The 20,565-nt window shown below is 39.4% G+C and carries 17 protein-coding genes; 10 read left to right on the forward strand and 7 right to left on the reverse strand.

From position 1 onward, the window contains the following. Window positions 1-388: 388 nt before the first annotated feature. Window positions 389-2,965, reverse strand: coding sequence for a PKD domain-containing protein (locus BP621_RS05345; RefSeq protein WP_349682047.1), 2,577 nt, complete (start codon window positions 2,963-2,965; stop codon window positions 389-391). A gap of 812 nt (window positions 2,966-3,777) precedes the next feature. Between BP621_RS05345 and BP621_RS05350 the strand changes: the two genes are divergently transcribed. From BP621_RS05350 to BP621_RS05360, 3 genes are all read left to right on the forward strand, one after another. Further along, a complete protein-coding gene (locus BP621_RS05350; protein ID WP_292388360.1) occupies window positions 3,778-4,155 on the forward strand; it encodes a hypothetical protein in 378 nt (125 codons plus the stop codon). A gap of 1,524 nt (window positions 4,156-5,679) precedes the next feature. Beyond that, window positions 5,680-5,940, forward strand: a complete 261-nt coding sequence (locus tag BP621_RS05355; protein WP_292388362.1) for a carboxymuconolactone decarboxylase family protein — start codon at window positions 5,680-5,682, stop codon at window positions 5,938-5,940. A 175-nt stretch (window positions 5,941-6,115) separates the two neighbouring features. Next, window positions 6,116-7,582, forward strand: a complete 1,467-nt coding sequence (locus tag BP621_RS05360) for a right-handed parallel beta-helix repeat-containing protein (protein ID WP_292388364.1) — start codon at window positions 6,116-6,118, stop codon at window positions 7,580-7,582. Between the two features lie 22 nt (window positions 7,583-7,604). Here BP621_RS05360 and BP621_RS05365 read toward each other — a convergent pair whose 3' ends face one another. After that, on the reverse strand, window positions 7,605-8,573 hold the full coding sequence (locus BP621_RS05365) for an SPL family radical SAM protein (RefSeq protein ID WP_292388366.1): 969 nt from the start codon (window positions 8,571-8,573) through the stop codon (window positions 7,605-7,607). 245 nt (window positions 8,574-8,818) lie between these two features. Here BP621_RS05365 and BP621_RS05370 point away from each other — a divergent pair, with 245 nt between their 5' ends. The 4 genes from BP621_RS05370 (at window position 8,819) to BP621_RS05385 (ending at window position 12,088) form a co-directional block, all read left to right on the forward strand. Next, window positions 8,819-9,058, forward strand: a complete 240-nt coding sequence (locus BP621_RS05370) for a hypothetical protein (protein ID WP_292388368.1) — start codon at window positions 8,819-8,821, stop codon at window positions 9,056-9,058. Window positions 9,059-9,076: 18 nt separating this feature from the next. Continuing rightward, the gene (locus tag BP621_RS05375; RefSeq protein ID WP_349682048.1) at window positions 9,077-9,961 is read left to right on the forward strand and encodes a radical SAM protein; all 885 of its coding nucleotides are present in this window, start codon (window positions 9,077-9,079) and stop codon (window positions 9,959-9,961) included. A gap of 97 nt (window positions 9,962-10,058) precedes the next feature. Then, window positions 10,059-11,087, forward strand: coding sequence for an L-histidine N(alpha)-methyltransferase (locus BP621_RS05380; protein WP_292388371.1), 1,029 nt, complete (start codon window positions 10,059-10,061; stop codon window positions 11,085-11,087). 29 nt (window positions 11,088-11,116) lie between these two features. After that, window positions 11,117-12,088: a dimethylarginine dimethylaminohydrolase family protein gene (locus BP621_RS05385; RefSeq protein ID WP_292388372.1), complete on the forward strand. Its 972-nt coding sequence runs from the start codon at window positions 11,117-11,119 to the stop codon at window positions 12,086-12,088. A 72-nt stretch (window positions 12,089-12,160) separates the two neighbouring features. Here BP621_RS05385 and BP621_RS05390 read toward each other — a convergent pair whose 3' ends face one another. Then, window positions 12,161-13,054, reverse strand: coding sequence for a prenyltransferase (locus BP621_RS05390; protein ID WP_292388374.1), 894 nt, complete (start codon window positions 13,052-13,054; stop codon window positions 12,161-12,163). Between the two features lie 546 nt (window positions 13,055-13,600). Then, window positions 13,601-13,975, reverse strand: coding sequence for a hypothetical protein (locus BP621_RS05395; protein WP_292388376.1), 375 nt, complete (start codon window positions 13,973-13,975; stop codon window positions 13,601-13,603). Between the two features lie 458 nt (window positions 13,976-14,433). Here BP621_RS05395 and BP621_RS05400 point away from each other — a divergent pair, with 458 nt between their 5' ends. Further along, window positions 14,434-14,976 (forward strand): IMPACT family protein, encoded by a 543-nt coding sequence (locus BP621_RS05400; RefSeq protein WP_292388392.1) that lies wholly within the window; start codon window positions 14,434-14,436, stop codon window positions 14,974-14,976. Between the two features lie 180 nt (window positions 14,977-15,156). Here the strand turns inward: BP621_RS05400 and BP621_RS05405 are convergent, their stop codons facing one another. Then, complete coding sequence (locus tag BP621_RS05405) at window positions 15,157-15,597, reverse strand: hypothetical protein (protein WP_292388378.1); 441 nt, start codon at window positions 15,595-15,597, stop codon at window positions 15,157-15,159. 217 nt (window positions 15,598-15,814) lie between these two features. On the opposite strand from BP621_RS05405, the gene BP621_RS05410 reads away from it, so the two are divergent. Then, entirely contained in the window at window positions 15,815-16,768 is a 954-nt protein-coding gene (locus tag BP621_RS05410) for a DMT family transporter (protein WP_292388379.1), read from the forward strand. On the opposite strand, the gene mtaA is transcribed toward BP621_RS05410, so the two are convergent. Next, on the reverse strand, window positions 16,753-17,778 hold the full coding sequence (gene mtaA, locus BP621_RS05415; RefSeq protein WP_292388381.1) for a methylcobamide:CoM methyltransferase MtaA: 1,026 nt from the start codon (window positions 17,776-17,778) through the stop codon (window positions 16,753-16,755). The genes BP621_RS05410 and mtaA overlap by 16 nt on opposite strands. A gap of 368 nt (window positions 17,779-18,146) precedes the next feature. Further along, window positions 18,147-19,844 carry a histidine kinase N-terminal 7TM domain-containing protein gene (locus BP621_RS05420; protein WP_292388384.1) on the reverse strand — a complete coding sequence of 566 codons (1,698 nt, stop codon included), beginning with the start codon at window positions 19,842-19,844 and terminating at the stop codon, window positions 18,147-18,149. A gap of 266 nt (window positions 19,845-20,110) precedes the next feature. Between BP621_RS05420 and BP621_RS05425 the strand changes: the two genes are divergently transcribed. After that, window positions 20,111-20,236 (forward strand): hypothetical protein, encoded by a 126-nt coding sequence (locus BP621_RS05425; protein ID WP_292388385.1) that lies wholly within the window; start codon window positions 20,111-20,113, stop codon window positions 20,234-20,236. The last annotated feature ends 329 nt before the right edge of the window (window positions 20,237-20,565 follow it).

Here is a 20,565-nt window from a genome sequence, read left to right on the forward strand (position 1 = left end):
TTTATAGAAATGGCAACATAAATAACATGTTTCTTGTATTTTGTATCTTGACCGAATATAAATGAAATCATATTCATGAGATATTAAAAAATACATTATAAAAAGCTATTTTTGACTAATTCCCTAGAATAAATTGGACTCAAGGTTAGAAAATTAGATTGTAAGAGCCAGTTCTTGAAAAATGCAAACAGAAGGTTGGCTCTCAAATCTGGCCAAACACCCCCTTTAGCTTGATCTTTTTTATCGTTTTTCAATTTAAGCTAATGGAAGGTTGGGTTATTGAAACCCATATAAACAAGGACTTTTCTACATTTACATCAAATGTAAGAAATGTACTCGCTTTTTAGAAATTGATCAATAACCCATGGACACGGCCCAATTCAATGATTTATTCGTTTTCAGAGTATATACCTGGTCTTGTACTTGTTGTCACTTTTATGTAATTTGTTTTTGTTGTCGTATTACTGCCTGCCGCGTTTGTTGCTGTCAGATTTACTGTATAATTTCCTCCTTGTGAATATTTATGTGTTGGATTCTTAAGTGTTGAAGTTTTTCCATCTCCAAAAGTCCATTTCCATGCAGTAGGAGTTCCTGAACTTTTATCCGTAAACGCAACAGTTAATGGAGCTTTTCCTGAGGTAGGTTTCGCAGAAAATGCGGCAATTGGTTTTACAGGCGCTGTCACTGTTATGTAGTTTGTTCTTGTTTTCGTACTACTGCCTGCCGCATTTGTTGCTGTCAGCTTCACTGTATAATTCCCTGCTTGTGAATACTTATGGGCTGGGTTCTGGTCTGTTGAGTTCGTCCCGTCTCCAAAAGTCCATTTCCATGAAGTAGGGATTCCTGTGCTACTGTCAGTAAAACTAACACTTAATGGTGCAATTCCTGAGGTAGGTGTCGCAGAAAAGTTTGCAACCGGCTTTGCTATTACTATTATATAACCTGTTTTTGTTGCGGTATTATTACCTGCAGCATTACTTACTGTCAGTGCTACTGTGTAATTTCCTGCTTTGGAATATTTATGGGTCGGATTTTGTTGTATTGAAGTTGCTCCGTCTCCAAAATTCCATTCCCATACGGTAGGAGTTCCTGTGCTATTGTCAGTAAATATTACATTTAACGGTGCTTTTCCAGAGGTAGGTGTCGCAGAAAAGTCTGCTACAGGAAGTACTGCTTGTACAGCAAACTTCTGAATGCGATTATTGTCCGTATCGGCAACATAAACATTGCCCGAAGAATCTACAGCAACACCATGTGGATACGAAAATTGCCCGTCATCGCTGCCATAATAACCCCATTGGGTAAGGTATTTGCCACTGCTATCAAATTTCTGAATGCGATGATTGTCATGATCGGCAACATAAACATTGCCCGAAGAATCGACAGCAACACCACATGGATAAATAAATTGCCCGTTATCGTTGCCATAAGAACCCCATTCAGTAAGGTATTTGCCGATGCGGTTAAACTTCTGAATGCGGTGATTGTTAGTATCGGCAATATAAACATTGCCCGAAGAATCTACAGCAATACCACATGGATAATTAAATTGTCCGTGACCGCCGCCCCATGAGCCCCATTGAGTAAGGTATTCTCCGCTGCTATCAAATTTCTGAATGCGATGATTGTACTGATCGACAACATAAACATTGCCCGAAGAATCTACAGCAACACCATATGCATGAGAAAATTGCCCTTCATCGCTGCCCTCAGAACCCCATTGGGTAAGGAAGGTTCCACTACTATCAAACTTCTGAATGCGATGATTTTCCGTATCAGCAACATAAATATTTCCATATGAATCTACAGCAACACCATATGGGTTACAAAAATATCCGTCACTACCAGAGGAACTCCATTTGGTAAGGAATGTTCCACTACTATCAAGCTTTTGAATGCGATTATTGGACGTATCGGCAACATAAATATTGCCCGAAGAATCTACAGCAACATCTTCTGGATAATAAAATTGTCCGTCATCGCTGCCTGAAGAACCCCATGTGTTAAGGAATGTTCCGTTGCTATCAAACTTTTGAATACGATTGTTATAATAATCGGCAACATAAACATTGCCAGACGAGTCTACAGCAACACCTTGTGGATAATAAAATTGTCCGTTATCACTGCCATAATAACCCCATTGGGTAAGGTATTTGCCGCTGCTATTAAACTTCTGAATGCGTTGATTTTCACAATCGACAACATAAACATTGCCTGAAGAATCTACAGCAACATCTTGTGGATTATAAAATTGTTTGTTGCCGCTGCCAGAAGAGCCCCACGCGGTTAGAAATTCACCGCTGCTGTCAAATTTCTGAATGCGATTATTGGATGAATCGGCAACATATATATTGCCTGAAAAATCTACAGCAACACCTTCTGGATTAATAAATTCTCCGTTAGCAGTGCCCTCAGAACCTATTTTAGAAAGAAATGTTCCGCTGCTGTCAAATTTCTGAATGCGATGATTGCTCGCATCGGCAATATAAACATTGCCTGAAGAATCTACAGCAATACCAGTTGGATTAGAAAATTGTCCGTCACCGCTGCCTGAAGAACCCCATTTTGTAAGGCATTTCCCACTGCTGTCAAACTTTACGATACGATTATTGTACGTATCGGCAACATAAACATTGCCAGAAGAATCTACAGCAATGCCTCGTGGATTATAAAGTGGTCCGCTGTTGCTGCTGCCATAAGAACCCCATTTGGTAAGGAATGAACCACTGCTGTCAAACTCCTGAATGCGATGATTGGACGTATCGGCAACATAAACATTGCCTGAAGAACCGACAACAATACCAGATGGACTAGAAAATTGTCCGTCACCACTGCCTTGAGAACCCCACTTTGTAACAAAAGTATAAGATTCAGCATGCGTAACAGAAGCACTCATCAATCCAAAAAAAAACAAAATCAAACATAACGATGTTATCTTAAAAACATTGATCTGTTGATATTTCACCTTTGTATGTCTCCTTTTTCTATCTAAACCTGTAGTTTTATTTTATATGCTTACTTTTTCTTACTGATTAACGAATTTTACGCACACCTTCAAAAAATAAACATAGATAGTTTTTAATATAATTATACATAGTACAAAATAGTACACTTAGACGTTTTTTATCCAACAAGTGCGTTTATTTTGGATCTCTTTATATTTAAAAATATTTATATGTAAAACTGTTATTATGTTACTCAGTCTAAGCTTATCTCGATGCTTGGTTTTGAGTGCATTTGTCTACACACAAAAGTAACAAATTAATCTTAGCAAAATAGGGCTTACTAATCAATATTTGACTAGCTGTCTAAAGTGAAAACATTTTGGGATACAAAATTAAACAAAAGTATCTCAACTCACTTAGAGGGTCTTTTAATACAAATAATCCTTGTAACCTTATAGTTCGTTGGTGCTTAAACAAATCAAAAGGAGTAATTGTTTAGATACCCTAAAGTGAGTCAATTAACACCGATTTTGACTATTAAGTTATGTCTGGTAAGGAATTCACATCAAAACTAAAAATGGTATAATTTGGCATCAGTTTACAAAAACAACTAAAATATATTGTTGAGCTCATCCTTAACTCCGAATTATCATTAATCCTCAAATTTGAAATAATCAATCGACCTTTATTGAAAAAATACTTTTGAAATTCTTAATGATATGGAAATGAAATTGGTTTTGGGATAAGCTCAATAACTAAAGAGGACTTTAATATCTATATTGTTAATATAGTAAACTATAATCTCTTTGGTAGCATTTAAGGGGGAAATATATTGTCCAAATTAGCTGAGCAGGATGTAATGTCCAGATTAACCAGGTTAGAACAGAAAATGAATGACCTGGATAGGAGTGCGGACGCTCTGATAGATGAATTCGAGAGCCTGGAGGCTGTAGCCAGAGAATTAAAGCTGACAGATTCAGTAGATAAATTTGATGAATATATCGAGGAAGTAGGACAAATTAAAGAAGATTTAAGCTGCAAATTATCGGATGAGATTGAAAATGAACAGATGAGGGAGCTGGTAGAGGCAAGGATGAAAACCATACCAGCGGATATCGAAAATCTAAGAAGTGAATATAATTCTGCTCGCGGTAAACTGGCAGAGATAAGAGACGAACTAAGAATAAGTCGATCGAGTAAGCCGGATTGAGCATCCATAGACCTAGGTGGTTGAAGAATCTTCTTTCTGCAAGCCGTACTAAAGTACATAACGCGATAAATATGGTTAGATTTGTAAATTCTTTATTTCTGATAAGATCCTTAAAAACCTGTAGTATCCGAATGAAAAGCATAAACTACTGGACTCATTTACTCATACCGAGATAGTTGAGGTAAACGGTTTTTTCCAAAAACAGCACAAAAAGGAAAGTCTCTAAATATTAATTTCGCCTGATGCCAGGATAATCCCGGCAGTTGCAGGACATAATTTTCAGGATAAAAAGGAAAGAAAAAATGGATTATTTTTCATCAGGGTGACTTCTTTCGTCTCAACGCCAACAACAAAATGGCTACAATCACAGATGCAAACATCCAAAATATAAAGGTGAATGGATCTATTGCTTTTTTGAGTGTGTCTATTTCCTTTTTTAGCCGTAGCGGGTTCACTTAGTCCAGCTCCACGAAATCTTTGGCTATGTAATCATATGCTTTAACTAATATTGAATATAGTACATTAGGAAGATAACAGATATCGGTTTAGGGCTATCCGAAAATAGAGCTATCCGAAATGTCAATAGCGGAATGTTGTAAAAGTTATAATCGGTCTAAACATCCGAGCATCCATTCCATTTTTGTATCTTGCATATTTTAAAAGCAACAGTAGATAGCCACTTTTCGGACAGGCTCTAAATCGCGGGGCGATTTTCTGTTTTCATGAAATTCTAGGACTTCATTTAAGTTTTGATCAAGATTTACCTCTGTTTAGTATAACATTTGCATGGTCTAACAACAGACATACCTTTCTAGCGAAAGGTAACTCAAATCTAAGAGTAACTTACTAATTAAATGAGCAATTAATATATAGGGCTTACGCGGTTGAATCATTTTTCTGTAAGTTGTATTAAAATACTTTCTTCAATATTATAATATAAATATAATCAAAAAAAAAAAATCTCTGGGTTGAATGAATAAATCCGCCTAAATGCACTTACCTTGATGCATCAACTTTCTTATTGCATCTTCACGAGTTTTTAGCTGTACCGAAGCTTCTAAGTGCAGCGATTTTGACTCTAATTCCAGCTCATGACTCTTTTACTCGTCTGTTCTAAGGCATCCTCCAGATACGGAGGCTTTATGGGACAAAGTAAAAGACATAGTCACACTCCTCAAACTGGATTTAAGAGTATTAGATGCAAGATAAGTTACAAAATCACAATTAGCTGGCCTCTTAGATATATTGAAAAGCATTATGCGCCTAAAAAAGTAGAAGTTATGTTATATGTAAGTCGCTTCGTCAACGTATGTGTATCGTGTACTCTAACTTTTATTTTCTTTTATTTACCTGATTATGCATTATTTGTACATATATTCACCAGGTTACAGGACAGAATATAATATTGGGAATGTCAGATTAGTTCAAAATAATTTGAACTAATCCTTAAATATAAAAATCATAGTATGGATATTATCTTAACAGCTTAAGCCAAAGCCACATCGATAAAAAGGAGCCATAGAAGTGAGAATGCTTGAGGAGCTTTTTCCGGAGTTTACCCAGAAGCTGGATGAAATTGATCAGCTTTACGCCGAAAAAAAGATGATAGACGAAAAGACCTATCAGTCCATTTGCTTTGCTCTCTCCATCAAAACCAGGTCAAAACCCTGCGTTCTGAAGCATTTTAAAGGTGTCCTGGAAGCAGGGTACAGTCAAGGAACTTTCGTATATCTTTGCCCTGGTAATGCGAGAAGCCGCTGGTGCCGACGACTGCTGGACACATGATGTAATTGGGGACTGGAAAGAAATCCTGAAAGGTAATATTTCCTGCATCTGCGCAGGAGATGAGAAGTAAACTCATTAATAGTAACTGTTCTCAAGTTTATTTTTCAAACCCGGTCAAGAATTCTCTTTCATGAATTTTCAAGACTGAAGTTTAGAATTAAGAGTAAGGAATAAAATGAACGAAAAATATCTGACGTACTTAAGGCAAAACAAGAAAAAAATAGGACTTTCCACTGTAATTCTTATATTCTTGATTGTATTGGGAGTATTCATTTTCAATAATATGGAGTCCAACATTTCCCCTAAGACGTCAAACAATACTGTGTACGTAACTGGCGATGGAAGTGGAAACTTTACCTGTGATGGGATTGATGATCAGGTAGAAATAAATCAAGCTCTTGAATATGTTGCAAAAAATCCACAGTTCTCAACCGTCCATTTGAAAGGTCCAAACACATACGTCATCTCTAACAGTATTCTAATTGGAAGTAATATAATCTTAGAAGGAGATGATACAGCCGTAGTAAAACTCAAAGATAACGCAAATTGGCCAGTGGGCAAGCCCATGATAACACAGATGGACAGCAATGGAATCTATGGAGTCACTATAAAAGGGTTTGAAATAAATGGAAATCATGACAAGAACGAAGATAGAAAAAGAGGGCAAGGATATTACAATATGATCAAATTCCTTGACTCTAAAAACATAGACGTTCATGATATGTATATGCACGATGGGCATGGAGACGGCTTAAGAGTGGAGAGAGGCTCTAATATCAAGTTTTATAATAACAGAGTGTATAAATTAGGACACGACGGTCTTTTTGCCATCGATTGCCTGAATGTAGAGGCATGGAACAACAGAATCACCTGCAGGACCAACAGCGGCCTTAGAGTCTGGAACTCAAACCATGTAAAATTCCATGATAACGCAATAGATTCCTTTTATCATTGGAGCGCAGGCGGCTCTGGGATCCAGATTGAGAAAACAACAGGTGTCGTCAGCGATATTGAGGTATATAATAATACCATCTATAATACTTATGGCCCTGGAATCTGGCTGATAGGCTATGGAGAGGCTTATCCCAGGGAAGAGGCGCAAAATGTCCACATTTATGAGAATACCCTCTACGATACAGGTACTAATCCCAGTATTGACTGGGTAGGAGGTATTGTAACCAGCGGGTTCTACGATACCCTGGTTGAAAGGAATGTATTTGACGGAGTATATCATGGAGCCATTATTCAGATGTATCCTCCTTCTTCCGAAGACACAGATAACTCAGTTGATCTTTCACCTCAGGGTACAGGTTACAGTACGATTGTCCGCGACAACATAATCATTGATACCCAGAAGCGCAAAAAAGACCCTGACGGGACAGGATACGCAGTGATTAATTATCTGCCTGAAACGCATTCCTTTGTGCTGGAAAACAACTGTCTGTACAATAATGAGGGTGGAAATTATAAAAATGCAAGTTCAGCTACTGATATCTATGTAAATCCCCTCTTTGTAAACCAAAATAAGCATGATTATCGCCTGAAATCAAACTCTTCCTGTATTGGTGCAGGATACTTGTCATCAAACTCTTCAACAGAACTAGAGGAGAGCGGGAATAATACCAACATAGGAAGGTATTAATACGGCAGTACCTACGCAAAAATCAAAAATTATTTCCTGAAAAATCCGTTAACTTGAGCTGTTTCGAATGGTAAAGTTTTGCCTGCATGGGTTTCATATAGTCCCCGGACAAATGGTATTTTTCCATAAGAGAGTTGAGCATTCCGTAAAGTTTAGCTTTATAGGCTATTTCAACTCCTCCTTTTGCATACAATTTGCGGTACGGGTCCGCAAGTTCGGGAAAGTTAAGCTCAAGGAAATCGAAGAAATGCTTTCTGGTTTCGCCCCTGAGGTTGAGAACGCCAGGCAAGGCGTAGTCCACTTCACATTCGGCTGCAAGAGACATAATTTGCTCTAAATTCTGAGGGCTGTCGGTAAGAACAGGAAAAATCGGCATCATATGGATTCCGGTAATAGTGGCTGTGTTTTTAAAAGTCCTCAGAACTGAAAACCGTTTTTCAGGAGACGAAGCCAGGGGTTCCAGTAAGGAGCTTATCTTTTTGTCCATTGTTGTAACTGTAACTGCGACATTTACAGATGTTAGTTCAGCAAGTTCTGAAAGAAGGTCATAGTCTCTAAGGATGAGATCCGATTTTGTAGATATAGTGACCGGATTTCGGTATTTAATCATCAGTGTCAGAACCTTACGCATCAACTCATACTTTGCTTCTGCAGGTTGATAACTATCGCAGACCCCGCCTATATTAATTACTTCCTTATTCCAGCCTCGTGCTGCAAGCTGCTTTTCAAGAGCTTCTGCAACATTCATTTTTACGTAAATTTTTTGAAAAAAGGCACAGTCTTCTCTCCCTGAAAGCTCTTTCACCGGAAAAGAGTCATTTTCTTCTTTCTTTTCTTTTTCAAGATAACTATGAGAATACATCGCGTAACAGTAGTTGCAACCGTGTTCGCATCCCCTGTAGATATTCAGATCCCAGGAGTATGGTAACCTGAGCCTGCTAGTTGCCTTTATTTTGTTCAGGGCTTTCGTAACCCGGATTTCCTCAAACATTCCGGAATAGAATAAGGCTGAAAGGTATAATAAACTTAACAAAAAATCCCTGGAAAAATGGAGCAACTCCCCGGTAAGAACAGCCGCAGCATATTTAGGTTTCTAGAAAAATCCCGAAAAGAGGGACAGCGAACAGCTTGAAAAGAGGATGAGAGTATCACCTTTGATAAAATTAACTGTATGTGCCCGAAAGTATCACTTAGTTTCTTGTAATTTGATAAGGAACGTCAAATATACATTTTAATATGTGGGATGAAGAATCGAAGAACCTGGATACATTAAGCTTGTTTTCACTGCCTCCGGTACTGAAAGGGTACATGTACGGGGCACGGGAAGCCCATCAGGCACGGAACTCAAACAGGCTTTTAGCCATACGCCTTGAAACGAACAAATCCTGTAATCTTCACTGTCGCTACTGCTATGCACAGAGTGGGGAAGACTCGACAAAAATAGCCGATTTTAATAATCTCAAGCGTATTATTTAGGAGGCAAAAGAACTCGGGATCAGGTCTGTGGTCGTGATAGGGGGAGGAGAGCCGACCCTTTACCCAAATTTCAGGGATTTAATAGCCTATATTGATTCCCTGGAAATAATTCCAGTGATTTTTTCGAATACTGTTCTGATGACAGAAGAGCTTGCAGGATTCCTGTATAAACACAATGCCTCAGTAATGGGAAAGCTAGATTCCCTTAAGCCTGAGGTTCAGGATTACCTGGCAGGAAGAGAAGGGGCTTCCGAAGACCTTAGACAGGGGCTTGGAAACCTTCTTAAAGCAGGCTTTTCAAAACCTGCGGGACCTGGAGAACTCCGTCTGGGAGTTTCTTTCGTCAGTAATAAAATGAATCTGGAAGAAATTGAGGAGATCTGGCATTTCTGCAGGCAAAACAACATTTTTCCCAATATGGAAATTCTAACGCCGACAGGCAGGGCAAACGATGAACTAGAGGATAAGCTGCTGACAGCTGACGAAATAAAAGAATATAAATTAAAACTCCTGGAAATAGACCGGAAATACTACGGGTACGACTGGCTGCCCTATACGCCAATTACTGCAAGTGGCTGCCTTCAGCATCTTTACAGCCTGTATATCAATATAGAAGGAAATGTCCGGCCCTGTGCGCCTACAAAGCTGGACGAACATCCTGCACTTAGAGTTGGCGGGGAATATCCCTATAATGTAAATAAAATGAGCCTTCGGGAGATTTATGATTCCGATCTCTTCACATATGTTCGAAATATCGATAAAGTACTTGAGGGCAGGTGTGGGAACTGTGAGCATCTGAAAGAGTGCATAGGCTGCCGCGGATATGCTTACAGCGTTGGAATAAACAGTGGTGTCGACCCGCTCAAAGCCCTCAGAATGGAATGCCAGCAGTGTTTTAAATAAGCGACAAAATGGCAAGAATAGAGCTCAAGCAATAAGCCGGAAAAAATGATCTAAGGAAGGCATGTGCTGTTAAAGAATTCGAGGATAAGGTGAGAAATTGAACAGTACAGAAAAAGTGGAATTTGAGCAGGTTTCGGAAAATAAGGAGAAGATAGTAGTTACCAGTAGTAAGAAGAATCTAGAAGGAAAACTCTGTGAATGTCTTAAGAATCGCGAACTACCTGATTATCTCCTCTACACAGGCGCTGGCGGAGCGAAGAACTGGCTGAAACTTGACGGGGCTGAGACGTTTCCTGTAGCTAGGCAACTTAAAGTCCTTCTGGAGAAAAACCTTGAGTCAATAGTGAGATTTATTCCTACAGGCATGAGTCTCGTAAGTGTGGGAGTGGGAAACGGGGAAAAGGAGAGAATTTTCCTCGAAGCTCTTGTAAGGAAAAATCTGGCTGAAAACCCGGCCTCAGGAAAAGTGTCGATACGCTATTACCCTATAGATATAAACAGTGAATTAGTGGATATCGCCCTTGAAAAGGTAGAGAACCTGCCTGTCGAAAAGAAAGGAATAGTTGGCTTCATAGAGGATATGTCAACCCTTAAAAAGAACTGGCGTCTACCGGTCCTTTTCTGCATTCTGGGAAATACCTTTTGCAATTACGAGCCAGAATTCATTCTTCAGCTTGTCCGTGAAAATCTTGAGCAGGGGGACCTTTTTTTCTTCGACGCCAACCTGCTACCCTCTGAGGGCACGGAGGCGCAATCTGCAAGGAGATCCGTACTGGGCACGTATGCGTCAAGAGAGAATGCCCTCTTCAATATGTATCCCCTACTTCATTATGGAATGGCTCCTGAGGATTTCGACTTTGAGCTTTTGCTTGCTCATGTAAACTCAAGGATAGGGGGAGTATACAGAACCAGAAAGAGTCTGTATATCCTTAAGGATACTGAACTCACAATCGGGGCAGAAACCATAGGCTTCAGGGAAGGAGACGTCATCCATATGGGTTTTACTTATAAATATACATATGACCAGATTACGGCTTTCCTTGAGATTTGCGGATTTGAGATCCTCAAGGCTTTCCTGAGTGAAGGCCGGGCAAATGCCATAATACTTGCAAAAAAACGCATCTGAGAACATGGATCAAAAGGGAAGTTCAGAGTATGGGCTGCGAGATAGATGAATTGAAAAAGGCCGAAAAAGCAGGGCAAGGTATCGCTTACGGATGCGAGGAACTTGGAAGGCTGAAAAGCGTACTGATGCATACGCCTGGGGAAGAACTTTCTCTGCTCAACGAGTCAAACTATAAACACTGGCTATACGATAAGGTTCCTGAAATTTCAGGGTATATTAAAGAGCATAGAGCTTATCAGGAGTTGCTGGAATCAAACGGTGTCAGGGTCTATGAACTTGAAGATTATGTGGATAAAAATACAGGTTTAATTACGAAGATGCCAAATCTAACTTTTTTGCATGATACCGCAGTTATCTCCGGAAAAGGGGCTATTCTATCAAGAATGCGCCCGCCTGCCAGGGAGAAAGAAGAGGTTGTTGTAAAGGAAGCCCTGAGTAATCTGGGGATTCCTATTCTCAGCGAATTCAATGGAGGGCAGGGGTTTTTCGAAGGCTGTCTCCTGATCTCAAAAGAGATGGTCTTTGTAGCTGATACGGAAAGGCACACTTACCCATTTATAAGGGAATTTGTTTCAAACATTCTTAAAGAATTCAGTGAGGTTATTTACGTCCGGGTTCCGAAAGCCAGGCGATACATGCACCCTGATACTGTCTTTAACAGGATAAGGGAAGACCTTGCCCTTGCTTATCTGCCTGCATTTGAGGAAAGCTGCCTGTTTACAGAAGGTACCAGAGAAGAAATCGATTTTAAAGCTTTCATGTGGGAAAAAGGGATGAAAATTATTTCTGTTTCGGATTCCGAGCAAAGCCGTCTAGCCTGTTCTTTTGTTCCTCTCGAAAGCGGAACTATTTTTCACTACGATACCGCACTTGATCAGAAAACCAGGAAAATCCTTGAAAATGAAGGTATTGAGATTATTCCTTTTCATCCGGATGCCCTGCTTGCAGGAGGGGGAAGTCTGCGCTGCCATACTTTGAGGCTTTGCAGAAGGAAAAATTAAGAATTAAAGGGAAGCTTGAAAAAAGCTGGAGAGAAGGTTAGAAAGAGCCAGACTGAGAAAGAACAGCTTGGGTCAGTATATAAAGTTGAGAATAATCGACACCGCATAGATTACCAGAGCTCCGTGGTAAACAGGCAGTATCTTCATTCCGGCGCCCGGACTTTTTTCTTTCCACAAGTAAAGGTTTGCCCCTGCAAGGAGTACAAAACCTGCAAGAAAACCGTAGAGAGCAATATCTCCAAGTTCCTTGAGAAAGAAAAAAGCTGCAAGGAAATGCAAGACCGTAAAACCTGTAATCCAGTACATTGTTCCTTTTTTACCGTAGAGTACGGCTATTGACTTCATGCCTCTTGCGCGATCGTTTTTCAGGTCTATAAAGTCATTCAATCCCAGATGAGCCATAGTCCAGGGATAGAAAAAAACCATGTAAAGTAGCATGGTCTTGTCTGGCTGCCCATAGCATAGATAACCTGCCACCGGAAAAAGCGTAAAATCCGTCCTGCCCAAAAGCTGTGCAATCGGATATCTCTGATTTCTCTTTTTTATCTGGTAAAAAGCCTCAATGCCGTAAGAATACAGCATAATCGCGAACACGTATAAAGAGTTTGGATATGGAAGTGTGAGAATCAAGATTGAAATGACTGCTACGAGCAGGATAAACAATGAAAAGGCATTTTTTGAAGAAATTTTCCCTGAAGGTATAGGCCTCTCTTTAAAGGGTCTCCAGTACCTTGTAAGGGTGTTCTCTACATCAAGTCTATCTCTATTCCTGTCAACATAATCATTAAGTATAAAACCGGCTTCAAACCCAAGCAGACCCATCAGAGCAACCTTAATAGTCAACTCCCAGGAAAAACCACCATAATTTGCAAAAGCGAGCACCAACCCAGAGCAGGAAACCAGGGGCCAGGCCGGAAGAAAATGAGCACGTATTAGATCAAGATAAGCTTTCAGGGTTTCTGTCATTTTTTGGCCTCAAAAATAATAATGGCGGTAATTAAATAAACTATTACATAAAAATTGTGAAAATAGGGTAAAACTACTGTTAAGAAGCTATTATTTTTGAAAATAGTTTATTTATGAATGTAATTACTTTTTCATTTCAGGCTGAGGCTTTTCAGAGTTTAATTTGTTCGATCCAAGCAAAGATATAACACATCAGAGTATCAAGCAGTTTAAAGTATTTCTAGAGACTTTCTCTGTGTTACAGGTTTCAAGGATTGTCTGTGAATCTTTGCACATATCAGGATAAAACAAGAAATGAAAGGATCTATAGATTAACTTCAATAAACTTGAAGCTATTTTTATGAGATAAGATTATTAAATATATGTTAATGTAGTCTCTGATAGCAGTAATAAATAATTTGAGATCACTGTATTGAGAAAATTTTCTGGGAAATTTTCTATGTGAAGAGATATAAAATCAGAGCTGATTTATATCAAGCCGTTTTAAAAAACTAAAATTGTAGCCTATTAGAAAGGCTACTTGTAATTCCTTTTTACGCTACTAAATTATAAACTGCTTGTTTGTGTAGTGTTGTTATCTGCAGAGTCGTCTGTAACATTGGCAGAGTCGTCGTCTGTAACGTTGGCAGAGTCGTCTGTAACATTGGCAGAGTCATCTGTAACATTGGCAGAGTCGTCTGTAACATTGGCAGAATCATCTGTAACATTGGCAGAGTCATTTACAACTGTAATGTTGTCTGCAGCTGGAACTTCTGCACTTGTATTGTTCACACTTACATTTTGGTCTGCTACTGGAGCTTGGCCATTCACTGCTTCTGAAGCTGTAGAATTTGTGTCAGCCTTCTTCTCAGAACAGCCGGCTGCAAAGACAACAGCACCAATAACAAGGAGCATTGCCATAATCTTTAACATTTTTTTCATTAATAATACCTCTAAAGTTCTCTTCCTTTTTTACACCCAGCTCATATAAAATTATGGGATTTTCATATGAGATATTTATGCATGACCAGCCAATTACATTAAAACTTTTCGATTTCGTAAAAGAATAATACCGCAAAATGGCGTATTTAATTGTAATATATGTGCAGAAATGAATATTATTAGTAAATAATAAATTATTATACTTATTATAGCCTTTTTTCTCTCAAGATTTCTAATATATATATTATAAGGGGAATATATATTCTAAAGTTCAAAAAGAAAGACCACTCGGTGGGAGAAAGGTATTTAAGTGGGATGTAATATTCCTCCGTTGAGGAAGCGCAAACCTGTTGACACCCTGTTTGGGCAAGATCTGAAAGCAGTTTGAGGATAAAATACTGAAATATTACAAAACTCTTAAATGCTGCGGTAAGGCTCAGAAGGAATTCAAAAACTCCCTGTTCATAGGTTATGCCAGACCTATAGAAAGTGAGGCTGAGGCAAAAGCTTTCATAAGAGATATTAAGGAATTCCACCGCGATGCAAACCATAATGTTTCGGCTTATTTTATAAAAGAAAAAAGCTCTTTTGCCCTCAAATACGATGACGACGGTGAGCCTGCGGGCAGCTCAGGAAAGCCTGTTTTTAAAATACTCGAATCAAAAGAAATTCTAAATGCGGCTGTGGTCGTGACTCGATATTTTGGGGGAATAAAACTGGGTTTCGGTGGACTCTCAAGAGCATACCGGGATACGGCACTCTCCGCTATTGAAGAGGCCGAAGTTATCGAAGTCTTCGAGCAGGCTAGATTAAGAATACGTCTGAGATATGCGGAAAGTCAGAAAGTAAGAAATCTGATAGAAAAATACGCAGTAATCCAGGAAGAAACGTACTCGGATACCGTGGAATTCATCCTACTTGTAAGAGAGGATCTTGAAGATGAATTCATTAAAAGAATAAAAGACCAGACAAAAAATAAAGTGGCGCTTGAAAGGCTTTAACTTCATTAATCAAGTTTACACTCAGACCAGATGCCTCGGAAATAAAAAAATTTAGGTCAAAGAGGAAAAAGTTGAAACAACAGGAAAATCGCCTCTTGGTATTTTTTTCTGCAGCATCCGTCGTTCTGGCGGCACATCTTGTTGCAACTGTCACGCCGAGCAGGAGAAGGAAAAATTGATCTAATGTGCATATAGTTGATTAGCCGGGAAAAACCTGAGACAAGGCTTCAAAGGTGTAAAGTGCGCGAGTTTGAAAACCACCCTCCTGGATTTGGAAGAGCCAATAGGGCTTAACTCCGGATGAGAGCCTTCTTCGAGTAAATTAAGAAGGAGAAGATTTTTCTCAAACCAACAGTTTTCCTGTTTTTTCCGCTGCCTTATTGCCTCAAGTTTCGTTTTTGAAGAACCTCTGAGTTCTGCTCTGTAAATTACCTCCAGAAGGTCGGCAAGCTCCTCAAGCTCCTTGCTTTCAAGATATTCCTTAAGTTCCTCCTCAAGCTTATTTTCAAGCTCAGGAAGAAAACTGGAGTCTGAAATCTCACGGATTATGCACTCTCTGCCTGAAAGTTTAAGAATTTCAGGTATGAGATCCCTAACTGCTTTAAAACTATTTCCTGCCATAGTTTTTTGCCTGATTACAGGAATTTTTGTTTAAGAGCAGTCATATCAGCCAATAGTTGATAACTAATAGCTGATAACCAATATTTGATAGCCAATATTTGATAGCCAATACTTAATAGCCAGCCGAAAGTTGCCCTAAACTGAAAATCTGAGGTTTCAAGCTCATTCTATGACTTTTCCAGCAGGTATATAAATACTACAGGCATATCCTTCTCGAATGTTCCTGAAGGACAAAAAGCCGCATCTGGCAGTAATTGCAGGCTGCATATTTTATGGCATGAACGGACTTTTCATTGATCGTATCCATGATATGGCCATAACTCCTATAATATTCTACAGGCTATTATTTGGCTTGCTGTTTCTTTTTATCTATATAGCTGGCAGGGGGAAAATCTCAGACCTTAAATTGAAGAAAAGGAGAGGGAGTCTTCTCCTGCAGGGCACGCTTGTTGTCGCATGCATGTTGCTTTACTTTACCTGCCTGAAAATTACCTGTGTTTCTATTGCCATTCTACTCCAGTACACTGCCCCAATTTATGTAATGCTTGCCTCTCCTCTCATCCTGAAGGAAAAAATTGGGAAGGAAAGTATAACTGCCCTTTTTATAGCAGTTACCGGAGTATTCCTGATAGTAAAGCCGGAAAGCCTTTCAGGTATTGAACTTACAAGCACCTATATGCTCGGCATTGGAGCTGGACTGCTCTCAGGAGTAATCTTTGCGGCACTCATTATAAACGTAAAAATCCTTAAAGCAGAATACCCGGAGCTTGCTATCATGTTCTGGCCTATGGGAATCGCCCTTTTGCTTCTAAGCCCCTATGCATTCAATGTTTCTCCTGATGTTCTTTATAGCAACCTGAAAGTGCTTGTTGCCTTCGGAATAGTATCAATAGGTTTTGGAGAGATATTTACGATTATCGGGCTTGCCAGTCTCAAAGCCCAGACCGGTAGCCTTCTTGCTCTAATAGAACCTGTCAGCGGAGTATTTTTCGATATAGCGGTACTGGGAGTCGCACTATCTTCCGAAATGCTTGCGGGCTGTGCCCTTATACTTGCTTCTGCAGCATTCATAAGCCTTGGAGGCTCAGAACATACAAAGGAAAACGATAGAAAGCCTCCTTTTAAACAGATTTACCAGAGGCTCTCAACGAAGATTCACTGTGAGAAGTAATCATCTCTTGCCCTGACAAGCGCTTTTATATTTTCAAGTGGGGTATGGGGAGCAAGCCCACAGCCTGGAGCAAGGATATCAATTCCATCATCAAGGCAGGCAGTGGCTTCAATGAAAACTGCTTCAGGCCCTTTTGCGAGCAGGGTATCGGACGGAGAAACATTTCCTATAAACCGCACTCGATCGCCTGCAGTTGCTTTTGCAAAACTTACACTTACTTTTTCTTCAATGCTTATTCCGTTAAACCCTGCATCTCCGAGAGGATCAAGAACGGCGGTGGCGTCACCGCACATATGAAGGATTTTCAGGCCATTTACATTCCTGCAAAATTTCCTGTAAAGGGGAAAGACCGATTCTTCGAACATCTGAGGGGAAATAATGTCAGGCCCAGCTTCGGAATCTATAAGGGTTATGGCATGTGCGCCTCTTTCAAGCAGGCCATTGGCATATTCTATGCAGGCATCGGTAAGAACTCCCATTAGTTCCTCAATAACTTCAGGATTCTTCACAAACCACGTAAGATAATTTTTTATTCCGGCAAGCATGGAGGCAAGTCCAGCAGGGCCCACAACCCCTGCAATAACAGGCACCGTCTCTCCTACTCTTTCATTCAGAATTTCAACTGCGTCCAAGACTACCGAAGTCCGCTTGCTATCAAGAAGCGAATCCGGAACCGTTATATTCTTCACATCTTTCTTGTTTTTGCAGGGGAAGTCCGTTATATAAGGCTGCATATCTATACTTCCTTCATTTACTGTGCAGCCAAGGGTCTCGGCAAGTACGGTAATGTCGAAAGGACAGCGCACATTCTCAAATCCTGCAATCTCATATCCTGCAAGTGCGAGCGCAGCCATCTTATCGGCATTGAAATTTGCCTGGGGCCAGTGTGCTCCAGTCATTTCCATTAGTTCTACAGTGCCTGTCTGAGTTACGGAACAGACAGGAACAATGTCTAAAGCCGTTCCTTTGAGTGCCTTTTCAAACCTCTCTTTTAGGGTAAATTTACTCATTTTTGTCACCAGAAGTAGTTATCGGCTGAAAAATGCTTTTCAGAGAATCTTTTCAGGAAGACAATATATTGAAGCAGGGATATAAAAATATATGAATGAAAAAAACTCCCAGAGGTTAAATAACATAATTGGTATGAGTTAATAATTAGTATGAGTTAATAATTGGCAGGAAGTAAAGATCGGCTCCAATGAAAAAAGCGGAAGAAATAATGGATATATGATGTTGGAGATAATGTGAAAAATTTAGTGATGCTGGAGATAACGTGAAAATTTAGTGATGCTGGAGATAACGTGAAAATTTGGGTGATGTTGGAGATGATGTAAAAATTTGAGTTTTGACTTATTGAAGTACTTAAATATCCATCAATTTAGTGAGAAGCGTTTTTGCGCCAGTTACCAGGAGGCACTGTAATTTCAAATCTCGCGCCCGTTCCCTCAGTTCCGGTTTCTTTAATCCCCACGCCTGTGATGGAAAGGATACTTTTGACAAGAAAAAGCCCAAGTCCGGTATTTTTCCCGATGGATTTTTCAAAAATTAGCTCTTTCATTTCAGAAGAAACTCCTATACCATTATCTTTTACTTCAATTACAAGATTGTCCGCAACCCTGCGTGAACTAACACTGATTTCAGTAACATGTTCTCCATGTGCCCTTGCGTTGTCAAACAGATTGTAAAAGGCTTTTTTAAGCAGTGGATCGGCATAGATCTCCACTCTGTTTTCTTCGATGGAAAACTTCAAGCTCTGGCCAGAGAAGGGAAAGGCTGCTTCTCTTGCTGTATTACTTACGGATTGCCAGATCGGAGAAACTACTCCGAGTTCCTGGTAGTCTTTGGTGAAAACAATCTGACTGTGGATCGTTTCAATACCTTTATTGAGATTTTTCAGATACTTCACTATTCGAGGATCGTTCTTGACGTTTTCAGGAAGAGTTTCGGAAATTAATTCGGTGTACCCGGAAAGTACATTTACCTGGTTAAGAATGTCATGTCTGGTAATGTTGCTCATGAGGTTTATCTTCTTGTTAGCCTGTTTCAGGGCCTCTTGATATCGAGAAGTTTCAGTAGTGTCACGCATCATTATCAGCCTGCCCTCTGCATCATCTTTTGTCATAAGGGGGCTGACACTGAGAGTGAAAAATTTTGTTTCAAATCCACTCTTCAAGGAAATTTCTTTGTGGAAACAGCCCTCATGAACTTCATTCTGAGGCATTTCTACTTGATCTCCGAGAAGCTCATTTAAATTTTTCCCGAGAACCTCTTTTTTTGTTTTTCCTGCCAGCTCAAGAGCAGCCTTATTGATATCTATTATGGAATCTGCAAGGTCTACTACGATATATCCATCACTCATGGATTCGATTACGTTTTCTCTAGCAATCGGAATAATGTTGAGGAATTCATGCTGCATGATGCCCCAGAAGAGAATCAAACCTGTAATTGTAAATGAAAAAGGAGTCGGGTCAAGGAATGCAAAAGGACCTATATCTGCGATATGAAGAATATTTCCCAGGACTGGAATACAAGCTGCCGTTAGAGCAATTGCTGCCTGAGCCCTGTAGGGTGCAGTTAGATGGACAAACTGATTGAAGAAGAAGAAAATTCCAAAGAAAATTAAAATAAAAGAATAAATATAAAATATCCAGAAAAAAGGCCCGTGTTTGAGCACAAGAAGAGGAAAGCCCCTTGAGGCGTCTAGGTAATAGCCTAAAAAATACATCCTGTGATAGCTATTTGTAAGCATCAAAAGGATTATGAGCAAAGGAAGTATGAAAAATGCTTTCTGATACTTTCTTATGAATTCCTTACATACTCCTGAATATTCAGATGCAAATATAAACCATGCTACTGGAGCAAAGGCCATCCCAATATACTCGAGACGGGTAAAGAGATATTTGAGCTCAATGTCCATAAATCCGACCTCAAAGGCATAATTCACGGACCAGAGAGACATGCTCAACATAATAAGTATGAAATATTTTGAGAAATACATCCTGCGGTACTTGAAAGCTTTGTAGGCTTTGATTGCAAGTAAAGTCGATATAGTTCCTGAAAAGATTAATGCTCCCATATAGGGAAACGCAACGGCGGGAATTTGCAGGTTGATAAGACTACCTTCCTTTATGAATCAGTGTCAGGCGAATAGGGGGGAAAGACGAAAGAAGTTAAAAAACATGAAATGTTCTAATACTTACAGAAAGCCCGAATATATAAATTTATGTATTAAGTGGGAAAGTTCACCAAACTGTTCCTTCACCAAACTGTTCCTATTAGAACTACTGCTTTTGAAAAGAGATAAAAGGGAATGAATCAGAAAAATGAGACAGAGTAACAAAAATGAGAACGAAAACTGTTGCCTGGAACAGAGAAATCCTGAAAATTCGTAATGCAATTATAAGAATTATAGAGCATCTTAATTTCGGATCAATCAAGGTTAAAATTCTCTCAGGGCGACCCATTTAAGAATTTTCGAGTATTAAGGAGGGAATAACTCGCTTGATTCGCTTTCAGAACTCCGCAGCATGGAGCCTTGAATTCACCTATAAAGCAGCAAAAGGTGTCTTTCACGGTCTCAATCATTCTACTGGAAAACTAACTTCTCTGCCCTGAGAGCACTTTTATTCCCTAATCTTCGGGTGGAATTACATTGTATTCATTCTTTTTTTCCGTACTAGGAGAGGCCAAAATATATACTTGTTAATAAATATTTAAATGTAAAACATTAAAACATAAAAAAGCTAGGGAGTTTGGATAAAACGAAATCCGCCATTCTTTGAGATAAAAATTTAAAA

The organism is Methanosarcina sp. UBA5 (genome assembly GCF_002505485.1).
Taxonomy (GTDB): Archaea; Halobacteriota; Methanosarcinia; order Methanosarcinales; family Methanosarcinaceae; genus Methanosarcina.